Raw genomic sequence first — 11654 nt, forward strand, 5'->3', positions numbered from 1 at the left:
ATCGCGCAACACCCGCTGAGTGGCGTTAGCTGTACCCTGAGCAGGGGTATGGTTGGCCAACAGGTAGGGCCGCTGCTCGTAGGATACAAAGCCGATATCACGTCCTAGAATTTGCCGCAACTGAGATGCTATCTCTGGTCGGTTGTTATAGTCCACTAGAACAGCAAAGCCTGACCCCAAGAGCTTAGGGTTGTAGGGCAATGGTGCAGGTGCAGGCTGAGTAGGTCTGGCCTGCGTTGGCTGAGGTTGACGATCAATAGGAGTAACAACAGGTGATGGCTGTGTTGAAGGCACCGTGGGTGAGGGCACAATAGGTGACGTTGCCACAGTGGAAGCAGGTTGAACAACAAAAGCAGGCAAGCCAGACACATCGGTGACATAGGCTGCCCAAGCATTGGCAATATCAAGATTCGTAAAGCCTTCTACACGAGTTATGATCGTGTCTAGGTATTGACAAACCGAAGAACTAGCATTCGCAGGTAAGGCACGCTTCACTTGGGCCTGGGCTTCTGGTGTTTGGCTAACAACCAACAATAAATACTCTCCAGGGTTGGGAGGTTGACACATACTCAGTTGAGACTGACTAGGGACGGTAAGCGCAGCCCAAACTGTAGTCGTGGTTACCAACATTGACCAAGGGCGAAACCAGTTCATTCTCTCGTTGCGTGTAGGTACTCTATTGGAGTTTACTGCAATCCTTAGAGAGTCTGTCAATTATAAACCTGTATTGCCATGCGATCATGGCATGGACGCTGAATCGTTGACAGACTACTGTGGTATTTTGAATTTTTTGCCGTGCTTGTTACAGTTCTGATACAAACAATTTCAACTGTAGCGCTTGCAATGATCATGCCTGAGTCTAGCACTCTTAAGTCAGAGTAAAAGAAACGCAATGCATAAAAACTTTGTGTTATCTCCACGGTTGATCGTGATGCCAACGCTGCTCTTCGCTGTGCCCGTAGTAGCAGTTCCAAACCATATCGACTGCTAATCATAGCCGACAGTTCGGCGGATTCTCTGAAACTATTGACATATAGCTTACTGTGAATGCAGTGGACTCCTACAGGGGTTGTCTGCAACTTGGGGCAATTCCCAAGCATTTCCCAATGGGAGCTATGGACTCCATTGATCGTCGGAGGCTAAGTGGATAGTCACACATCATCCTAAAGTTGAAGGCTGTGGTTAGATGTGCCCACGTTTTCGTGGCAATCTCTAGCAGCAAGCTGAGTTAATGATTAAGTTGGTCATGTATTAGTTAACCTCAATCGGGTTTGTACTAGCTAGCTAATGTAGAGCAAGACGTGATTGTTGTAGCCGAGCGATGGCTAGAAGCTAGTGCCAAAACTTTTCAGTGTTCTCCTGATACCTCGTTGTTGCCATGTAAGGGTGTAGTCCTCTATAAATCAATGTTTCAATCGTACCTACTATGCAACGTCCTCAAAATCGTCGTCAATCGGAACCATCTGACTATGTAGTGTCCGAGTCTTCATTCCGGGTCAAGAAATGGTTGAATTCCAGCACAATCGGTTATGCGCTGATTGTTTACTGGGGACTATTAGCAGCAATTACAACGGGTCAGCAGTTTTTCTACGTACAGCAGTGGGAACGTCAGGCCCAAGCTTGGTTCACACGCCAACGTGGACGGGTTGATCCTCCGCCGGAGATTGTAATCTTAGCCATCGACGAAGATTCCCTCAATCAGGGTGAAATCTACGCTGCCCATCCGGAAAAATATCCCCATTTGGCTCCGTTGGAAAAGTGGCCTTGGCGACGATCAGGCTATGCAGTAGTTATCGATAGACTGATGGCTGCTGGAGCAAGAGCTATCGCCTTTGACGTATTGTTTACGACTCCTAGCGTGTATGGGGAGGCAGATGATCGTGCCTTTCGTCAAGCTCTAGAGCGCCATGCTGGGCGTGTGACCCTAGCCGTCAAATATGATTTAGTCAGTACTGCCGAGTTTTCTGCTCGCAAGTTAGATTCAGTCACACCTAGATTAGTGACTCAGCCCCAATCTGTTGGATTTATTAACGTGCCGCTAGAGGCTGATAACCTTGTACACCAGCGCTCTACGGTTTACTACGATCGTGAAATTGCCGGAGAAGACCTGCCAGTGGTGCCGTCATTTCAAGAGGCAACCTTGACTGCAGCAGGCATCAAGTATCCCCCTGCACAGGGGGAGGGCATTTTCTTCTACGGCCCGCCAGGTACCTTCACCAGTATCCCTTTTTGGCATGTATTGGATCCAGAACCCTGGAAAAATCTCTACCAACAGGGAGCCTTCTTCAAAAATAAGATTGTCCTAATTGGCCCAACAGCGCTGGAGTTTCAAGATTTTCAACCTACTCCCTTCTCAGCCCGCACCTCAGGAGTTGAAATTCATGCTAATGCGATTGCAACCCTGATGGAGGGACGTAGCCTACGAGAAGCTATTCCCCACCCCATAGGTCAGGGAATTGTTGTCGCGCTCATTGTCGCTGGAGCTGCTGCTATCCTCATTGTGTTGCCCAACCGCCCTCTAGTGCCGCTGCTGTGGGGCATTGGTAGTTCTGGCATCTGGACGATGATTAGCTATGCCAGTTTTGCTATCAGCAACACGATATTGCCTACTGCCATACCAGTGATGGCGCTTATGTTAGGTAGTATCTCCCTGTTTATCGCAAAGGCTACAGGTGCTTACTTGGAAAAGAATCGCTTGAGACAGACGTTAGAACGATATGTGTCACCCGCGATCGCCAGGGAAATTCTTAGCCAGCCGGATGACTATCAAGCTCAGTTGCGGGGACGCAAAATTAGCGCAGCGGTGATGTTCTGTGATATCCGTGGATTCACAACGTTGTCCTACGAGTTGCCCCCAGAAACCCTAGTCGCCCAACTGAATATGTACCTTAGTGCCATGGTAGACGTGATCATTGCAGAGCGAGGAACGATCGACAAATACATTGGAGATGCCATCATGGCAGAATTTGGTGCTCCTGTCTCTCAAGGCGCTGTTGCTGACATTATGTGCGCTATTCGGGCAGGCTTAGGGATGCGGCGGGCACTGGCAAAGTTACGGGACTATTGGCGCGAGACTGGCCAAATTCCCCTCTACAATGGCATCGGCCTGAACTATGGTGAGGTAGTGTCAGGCAATATTGGCTCCATTAAGCGGGTTGAATATACGGTGATTGGGGATACCGTCAATACCGCTAGTCGTGTGGAAGGGTTAACGAAGGAGTTAGGTACAGACTTTTTAATTACCGATGAAGTCTACGATCGGGTAAAAGACCAGATTCAAGTAGAGTACATGGGACAACAGATGATTCGAGGGCGCGGCACTGTGAAGCTCTATAGTGTTATAGGGCTAAAAGGTGAGAGCACAGCCCTGTATCATCAAGTTCGGGCTGAACTAGAGCAGGCTAAGGAGGATTTGAAGCAACGTCTTGCTAGAGTAACTAGCCAAACGCCAGTTAGTAAATCATCCCCAGCCACTTAGATGCTCTGCATGGTATACAGCACAGATATTAGGTGGCTTTTATTAGGTGGCTTTTACGAGCAGTTTCAGTCTGACTGGGGGGCTGGCTTAAGTCATCAATTTGAACGATCGCCAGCTACCCTACCAAGTTACAGTTGACCACAATCAGCAATCACAACGGGTTGCCGAGTCACACCACTATCACTACCAACTGCTTCCATCGCCTGCACTACCTCCAGGCCCTCCACTACACTGCCAAAAACAACGTGCTTGCCATCCAGCCAAGGTGTTTCAGTGGTGGTAATAAAAAACTGAGAACCATTGGTACCAGGGCCAGCATTGGCCATACTCAATAGCCCAGGCCCAGTGTGTTTCAGAATGAAGTTTTCGTCGGCAAATCTGGTGCCATAGATAGACTCACCCCCAGTGCCATTACCACGGGTGAAATCTCCGCCTTGGCACATAAAGTCAGGAATGATACGGTGAAAGGTAGACCCCTTGTAGTGTAATGGTTTGCCAGAAGCACCCTGCCCTTTTTCTCCAGTGCAGAGAGCGCGAAAGTTTTCAGCAGTTTTGGGGACGATATCAGCCCTCAGTTCCATAACAATGCGACCCGCAGGTTTGCCGCCGATCGTGATGTCGAAAAAAACTCGTGGATTGGATGAAGTTGTCATAGTGTTGTTAACTCAAGTCGATAGTTCAGCGTAGTAGTGGATTGGTGATAGGCTCTGAAAAAAGTTCAGGAACCATCAGCGCCTGGTGATCGCAAATGGATGCAACTGCAGCCAGCTCAGCTAGAGTATAGCAATTTCACAAGTGCCAGCTATAGGCGCTGTTTGCACAAATTGCACTCATCACGCTAATTGTAGTAGTTGCCCTAGTTGTATCAGTTGCACTAGTTGCAGTGAACTAGGTGTGTCGCACTAGAGAGGTATGGACTAGCGCTAGCCAAATGAGTCTAAATCTAGGGATTTGAAGCCACCCTTCTCGACTTGCATCAAAACTCGCCCTAGTTGGTACCAGACAAGACCAGCAGTGGACAAGGTTAGGACTAGGGAGATGATGTAGGTAAAGGGTGGAAAAAAGCCAAACACTTCTAGCCCTGACGCTAGAAAGACCAGGATGCCACCAAAAATGCCCAGGAAAGGGGTAAATAGGGAACTACCCCGTAGCTCAGCTAGAGAGCGCGTTGATCGTTGCTCTGACCATTCACGAGTGCGACACAGCAAGGTTTTATAAAATGCCGCACCAGAGACAATCGCAGCCAAAAAACCGGCAACTAGCAAAACATAAGGAGGTTCCGGTAAGACAAGATAGTAGTAAGAATCCATGGATTTAATTTATGGGCCTCAGCCGTCAGTGAGATTGTTAACACTTGTTAAGCGTAATACGTTTTGCTAGTTAATGATCGCTACATACGCTGCTTCTGCCACATAGCTCCAGGCATCTACCTATCGAACACCTGTCAGGGCTTCTAGAGCTACATTAAACAATCGTGCAGGCTGAATGTCATCTTTAACTAGGTTCCATAGGTTCTGCACCTCCTGGGTGTGGAGGCGATCGTCTTCTACCAGAGCTAGTAGTAATTGACGGCGGAACTGCCGCGCTTCCTCAGAGAGCAAATATCGTAACCCCAGTTGAGCCGTAGGCAAAATATCGAAACTGTCATCTGTCCGTGCAATCCGAATCAGGTTTTCTAGACGATGCCACTGGAACTTACCATCGCGGAACAGCACCTCTAGCAATCGACGGCGCAACTGTGGAGACTCACCTGTGAGCAAGCGACGCGCTACGTAAGGATAGGACACATCCACAATCCGAAACTCAGGATTCAACGTGATCGCCAAGCCCTCTTGGGTGACCAAGGAGCGAATAATCAGCGCAAATTTAGCGGGTACCCGGAAGGGATAGTCGTACATCAACTCAGAAAATTGATCAGTGATGGTCTTAAAGTTAAAGTCACGGACGCTGCCCCGCATGACATTGCCAAGTACAGCTTCTAAGGCAGGCACGATCGGTCGAATATCAGTATCAGGTGCGAGAAAACCTAGCTGCACAAAATCCTTGGCTAGGACTGGATAATCCTGGTTAACTAGGTGTACAACAGCATCCACAATCGTTTCCTTGGTGGATTCGTCTAACTGATCCATCATGCCGAAGTCGATGTAGGCCATGCGCCCGTCAGGGGTAGCAAACAGATTGCCAGGATGCGGATCCGCATGGAAGAAGCCAAACTCCAACAGTTGCCGCAGGCCAGAAATGACACCAATTTGAATCAACTGATCTACGTTCAATCCAGCCGCTTTGATGCGATCGACATCAGTGAGCTTAAATCCATGGATCCACTCTAGGGTCAGCACATGGGTACTGGTGTAGCGCCAATAAATTACAGGCACCTTCACATAGGGATTGTCCTGAAAGTTGCGGGCAAACAATTCTGCATTGCGTCCCTCGTTTACATAGTCGATCTCCTCGAACAGTTTCGTGCCGAACTCATCCACAATTAGGGTGAGGTCATGACCGAGATTTAGGGGCAAAAATGGCCCAATCCAGCCTGCAACCCAACGCAGCAAGTACAGATCCAAGGTGATAGTTGGCAAGAGATTAGGACGCTGTACCTTGACTGCTACCTCTTCCCCAGTTCGCAACCGCCCTCGGTAGACTTGTCCCAAACTTGCAGCCGCCACTGGCTCAGCCGACAGTTCGCTAAAAGCATCATCAACTGAACAGTCTAGCTCTTGTTCGATAATGGCAAAGGCTTGCTCATTAGGAAATGGTGGCAGTTGATCCTGAAGCTTCACCAATTCTTCTAGATAGTCTTTGCGAATTAAGTCTGGGCGTGTTGACAGGGCCTGACCAACCTTGATAAAGGTAGGCCCCAGATGGGTCAAGGTCTCGCGCAATCGGGTTGCGAGTTTCTCTTGAGAGACTGTGCCTGATGAATCACGTTGCTGATAACTGTTTTCAATTGCGAGGGTGAGCAAAAATCCAACCACCCACCAAGTAATCACGATCGCCCGCCAAATTACCCGCCAAGGGCGGTATCGATAATAGTGTGCAATTTTTTCAGCATCGTAACGCTGCATCTGAGCGAGTGCATGGTGCCCCACAGATTCCGGTACCCCTTTCCTATGATGTTAAGCTAGGTTTACAAAATGACCTTAGATCCTAATTCCCACGATTAGGAAAAATTTACGGTTTATTTATTAAAGTATATGGAAATACATATTCCTTACAACTTGAGAGAAAAACTCAACATAACTTTATAATTTGTGCCTATGACTCTGTAAATTTGCGTTTATGAGTCAAGCTTGATTCTGAGCAGGTGGTGCAGAGCTAATCCGTGTGTTAACAGCAGTTTTATTACAGTTGACATTCAGCATCTAGGAATTGCAAGCACTATGAATCCGATGTAGAGCGACATCTCTAGGCTTTCTACTTAACGTTGCTATTTCTACAGGGCTACCCATTCTTGGAATGGTGTAGATTTTTTTAAGGATTGCTACGCGCCCTCACCAACTCCAGCATGGAACAACTTCTTTACATTGAAATTCCGCAGCCAGACATTGATGCAGTTAAAGTTTGGTTACATGAACACTACAGACCGATCGCGGGTCAGAAAATTATTACCCCAGATGGAATCCGATTGTTGTTTGCTGCCGCCGAGAATGTTATTGCTGCTGACAGATATCCAGAGCTATCTCTTTTCGTTTGGTCAGTGCAGCGAACAACCTATTTGAAGGTGTTTCGCTGGGCGCAGCAGCCAGTTCCTAGCGAACAGAAACTTCTGCGCCAATTCGTAAGGGATATCCGGCAGGCGTTTCCCTATCGCTACCCGACATTGCCTGCGATCGACCTCTCGCAGCAGTCTATCTTTGCTGCCCTTGCGCCGTATTATCCCCAGACGGTCAAGTTTTTTCAGCGCATCCCTAATGGAGACTATGATCTTACCCGTGTCTATTGGTGGGAGCAACGGTGGCGAGAAGGGGTGCAACGCCCCCGCCAGCCAAATCAAGTGGTGTTTAACACGCTCAATCCTCCGGATTCTGCTACGTCCGTTCAACCTATCTATGACCTGATCTATGTTGGTGGAGCTTTAGGCGTTATTCACGCGGCGATGATGGCACGACTGGGCTACCGGGTGCTGCTAATTGAACGATTGCCATTTGGGCGCATGAACCGTGAGTGGAATATTTCACGGGACGAGTTCCAGCAGTTGATCGACATAGGACTGTTTACTCCTCAAGAGTTTGAGACCCTGATTGCTCGGGAATATGTGGATGGATTCCACAAGTTTTTTGATGCCAATAACCCTCCTCAAGCAAAGGCAGCAGTGTTGCATACGCCCACTGTACTGAATGTCTCGCTGGATGCAGAAGCACTGTTGCGGTTGTGCGGTGAGAAGCTACAGGCCGCTGGTGGTGAAATCTGGGATGAGACTGAATTTACCCGAGTTGAGATTGCTCCTAGCCAAGTCACGGTCTATGCACGGCAATTACCCACTGGTCGCGATCGCCAAGCCGTTGGACGGTTAGTTGTGGACGCTATGGGAACTGCCTCACCAATCGCATGGCAACTTAACAATGGGCGGGCGTTTGACAGTGTTTGTCCAACCGTAGGTGCTGCTATTGCGTCTGGGTTTCCCCCTGGTGCTTGGGATCATCGCTATGGTGATGTACTGTTTAGTCATGGGGATAGCTCTCGCGGACGGCAACTGATATGGGAACTGTTTCCAGGCAAGGATGATGAAGTGACAATTTACCTGTTTCACTACCATCAAATCCACCCGGATAATCCTGGATCCCTGTTGGAGCTGTATGAGGACTTTTTTACTATCCTGCCAGAGTATCGTCGCTGTGACCTAGATCAGTTAGTCTGGCGTAAGGCCACATTTGGATATATTCCTGGCTATTTCAGCACGAGTAGCCGCGATCGCCGGGTTGCCTTTGACCGGCTGGTGGCGATCGGAGATGCAGCCTCGTTGCAATCTCCCCTGGTCTTCACAGGCTTTGGCTCATTGGTGCGCAACCTTCCCCGCCTTACAGACTTGCTAGATACTGCCCTTAGGCATGATTTGCTTACCAGTCAGTATCTTAATCAGATTCGCGCTCATCAAAGTAATGTGGCTGTTACCTGGCTATTTTCCAAAGGCATGATGGTGCCTACAGGTCAATATCTGCCCCCAGAGCGGATTAATGCCACACTTAATACCTTTTTTGGTATTTTGGCCAATGAACCTCCAGAGGTTGCAGACAAATTTATTAAGGATCGGATTGATTGGCTTACATTTAATCAACTGGCACTGAAGGCGGCTGTACGAAATCCAGCATTGTTGTGGTGGATTTGGCAGCTAGCTGGTTGGCGTGACTTGCTGCGCTGGCTCTTGAGCTATGTCGATTTCACTTGGGCATCTCTAAAGCGATACTTACTCAAACCTTGGATTACACCGTTCATGAATTGGATTCATGCTTGGCTGGAACCACGGTATCCAGCATTGTGGCTATGGTTGTTAGCACAACGTTATGAAGTACTTGGCAGTACGTCTGAGCGATTTAGAGCCATGGCACAATCATCGACGACTGCTTACACTGCGCCATCAACGGCGATCAGATCATCAACAGAGTAACAAAGACCTGGTAAGAACCGTCTGACGGCTCATTGTTTCGATCACGATTATTTCTTAATCACGATTAATGGATAGGCACCCAGTCTACCCATCAACCGAGGCAATTGCTCTTCCAACTGATACACCAGGCGCAACAGGGCACGACCCAGTCGCTCATGGGCATAGGCTTTGGTGAACAGTACACTAACACTGCGCCATGTGAAGATGTCGATCGTCAGTTGGGATGCTATAACCTGCTTAACCCAGCAGTAGGGTTGAGGATGAAAATAGAGCAGCGGTTCTTGAGTCGTGGATGGTTGAGGATGCAGACGCTGCTGAAGCCGTTTCCAAATATTGACCTGCCACAGCCGCTTGCAGGTATTTATGAGCTTTATAGGTAGTAATGTCGCCAGCATCAACCAGGAATATGGCCCCCAACTGTATACCACTACACCAGTGCGATTTGGCTTCAGGACGCGATGCAGTTCTGTAAAGGCTAATGCTTGCTCCTCAGCAGGCACGTGATAGATGGTATGTAATGAGACAAAACTATCAACAACATTGTCCTGTAAGGGTATGCAGGTGATGTCACACAGGAGATAGATGCCTCGATCGCCCAATTTTCGTCGAGCTGCCTGTAAGGCTACCAATGAGATATCTCCACAAATGCGGTAATGATAGTTTTCTGAGTAGGTTATGTAGTCGGGATGCTGTAACGGGCCTGAGGCAATATCTAACAAAAAATCACCCTTTGCCGGTAGGTAGCGTCTTACCCGCATGTTACAACGGTGAATATACTCTTGCGCAACGGGGCGAAGGTCTTCAAATCGGGCAGCATCAGTGAAGACATTATCAGTAACCTCTGTCCAACCCACTTGATCGTAGAAGGCTTGCACGTCAGTCTTAATGGATGCTAAGGGGATGGTGAGCTGGTCTAGGGCAACTTGGTTAGGTTGCACTACAATTGCCCATGCCGGTAATAGCCGAACAATGTCGTCCCATACGGGATATAACAGCTTGCCATCAATAGTGCTAAATCCGGCCTCAAGAGGTTTGCCTACAGGTGTGCCACCTAGGTGAGTAAGGCTGTCGTAGCGATCGTTAACTGCCATTAACTCTTCGGGGGTCAATAACCTTAGACTAGTTGCTGTTAATGGGCAGCGCAGCATACCCTCTAGGCGACGATAAGACGTATTCACACTCGGTTCCTTGTCTGTCTCAACTCATCATCATAAATCATGGCATTGATTACCAATATTCGGATTGTGCTTGTGGAACCAGCAGGAGCCTTAAATGTGGGATCCATAGCACGGGTGATGAAAAATATGGGGTTCCATCATCTGGTAGTTGTCAATCCTCGTTGCGATCTTGGCTCTGTGGATGCTAGGCAAATGGCTGTTCATGCTGGTGATGTACTGTCATCAGCTAAACAAGTTGCTACCCTAGCTCAGGCGTTGCAGGGTTGCCAGCGAATCATTGCTACCCTTGGACGCGATCGCGCGTTTCCCATGCCCTTAGAGTCTCCTCGCGCTGCCCTGCCTTGGTTGCTGCTGGGGTCTGGGCAAAGTGCTCTCGTCTTTGGCCGAGAAGACCGAGGACTTACGAATGATGAGTTGAAGTACGCCCAGCGTCTTGTACAAATCCCTACAGACCCGGCCTATCCGTCCCTGAACTTGGCTCAAAGTGTAGCGATTTGTTGTTATGAGCTGGCTATTCATCATCGTGCTCTAGCCCATGAAGCTCAAAATTTATCGTCTACTAGTCATGGTGAGTTATGGAATCGCCAAGACCCATTACCCCCCCTAGAGTCGTTAGAACGTTTCTATCAAGATTTGCAGACATTGCTGTTGGAAATTGGCTATCTTCACCCGCACACAACCACTAGTCGTATGGAAAAGTTTCGCTGGCTATTGACGCGATCGTCTCCTTCAGAGCAAGAACTGGCTATGTTGCGAGGCATTATTCGACAGATGCGATGGGCATTGCGGCAGCAGAGTCATTCACCTTAGAAATTTCTTAGGTTTTTGTCAAATCGCTTAGGTTGATCAAGAAAGTCCTGTGCTATCTTGCTTACGATCCCAATGGTTTTGGGTGTGAGCCTAGCGGTTTTGTGTTCAAGAGTAGTCTTGCATTCAAACTAGTGGAGTCATATCTACCCTGATGAGGCTTGAGCTGAGTAGATGAACAGTAAGCGTCGCGATCGTCGCCAACGTCGGCTAGATGTAAAGCAAGCACTGCACCAAGATGCAGCGTCTGAGTCGTCAGCGTCCAATTCTAGTTCCGCAGTTACCCCTATTCGTCCATCGCGGAACTCGCTATTCTCGGTTACGCCAATTAATGGTACTTCTAGCAGCTCCTCTCAAGAGGAGGCTCCACTATCAAGTTCGTCATCAGCTTCCCCAATTCCCAAATTTGGGTTGCAACAGCCAGTACCTTTCCAACAGGCTAATGGAGCTAAGGTGTTTGTGTTCGCTGACCGAGCTGAGAAATCTAAAGAAACATCAACTAGTCAGGCAGCCAAACGCGACACGACTAGTTCCACATCTAAGCGATCGCGCCGAAGTCTGGAGGCGCAACCCTCTCCTTCAGAAG

The 11654-nt window shown here is 48.6% G+C and carries 9 protein-coding genes; 4 read left to right on the top strand and 5 right to left on the bottom strand.

The annotated features are described in order from the left end of the window. The coding region (locus tag NZ772_05200) for a hypothetical protein (GenBank protein MCS6812956.1) at positions 1-654 on the bottom strand (654 nt) is incomplete at its 3' end. Between the two features lie 772 nt (positions 655-1426). Here NZ772_05200 and NZ772_05205 point away from each other — a divergent pair. Further along, entirely contained in the window at positions 1427-3478 is a 2052-nt protein-coding gene (locus tag NZ772_05205) for an adenylate/guanylate cyclase domain-containing protein (GenBank protein MCS6812957.1), read from the top strand. 128 nt (positions 3479-3606) lie between these two features. Here NZ772_05205 and NZ772_05210 read toward each other — a convergent pair whose 3' ends face one another. The 3 genes from NZ772_05210 to NZ772_05220 form a co-directional block, all read right to left on the bottom strand. Next, on the bottom strand, positions 3607-4131 hold the full coding sequence (locus NZ772_05210; GenBank protein ID MCS6812958.1) for a peptidylprolyl isomerase: 525 nt from the start codon (positions 4129-4131) through the stop codon (positions 3607-3609). Between the two features lie 270 nt (positions 4132-4401). Then, the gene (locus NZ772_05215; GenBank protein ID MCS6812959.1) at positions 4402-4788 is read right to left on the bottom strand and encodes a hypothetical protein; all 387 of its coding nucleotides are present in this window, start codon (positions 4786-4788) and stop codon (positions 4402-4404) included. A gap of 120 nt (positions 4789-4908) precedes the next feature. After that, positions 4909-6543, bottom strand: a complete 1635-nt coding sequence (locus tag NZ772_05220) for an AarF/ABC1/UbiB kinase family protein (protein ID MCS6812960.1) — start codon at positions 6541-6543, stop codon at positions 4909-4911. Positions 6544-6983: 440 nt separating this feature from the next. Here NZ772_05220 and NZ772_05225 point away from each other — a divergent pair, with 440 nt between their 5' ends. Next, positions 6984-9083, top strand: coding sequence for a flavin-dependent dehydrogenase (locus NZ772_05225; protein ID MCS6812961.1), 2100 nt, complete (start codon positions 6984-6986; stop codon positions 9081-9083). 47 nt (positions 9084-9130) lie between these two features. Here the strand turns inward: NZ772_05225 and NZ772_05230 are convergent, their stop codons facing one another. Beyond that, the gene (locus NZ772_05230; protein ID MCS6812962.1) at positions 9131-10261 is read right to left on the bottom strand and encodes a class I SAM-dependent methyltransferase; all 1131 of its coding nucleotides are present in this window, start codon (positions 10259-10261) and stop codon (positions 9131-9133) included. Positions 10262-10300: 39 nt separating this feature from the next. On the opposite strand from NZ772_05230, the gene NZ772_05235 reads away from it, so the two are divergent. Both NZ772_05235 and NZ772_05240 read left to right on the top strand, forming a co-directional pair. Then, a complete protein-coding gene (locus NZ772_05235; protein MCS6812963.1) occupies positions 10301-11071 on the top strand; it encodes an RNA methyltransferase in 771 nt (256 codons plus the stop codon). A gap of 171 nt (positions 11072-11242) precedes the next feature. Then, positions 11243-11654 (top strand): hypothetical protein (locus tag NZ772_05240; protein MCS6812964.1); only part of this gene is annotated, 412 nt, incomplete at its 3' end.

Source organism: Cyanobacteriota bacterium, assembly GCA_025054735.1.
In the GTDB taxonomy this organism is placed as follows: domain Bacteria; phylum Cyanobacteriota; class Cyanobacteriia; order SKYG9; family SKYG9; genus SKYG9.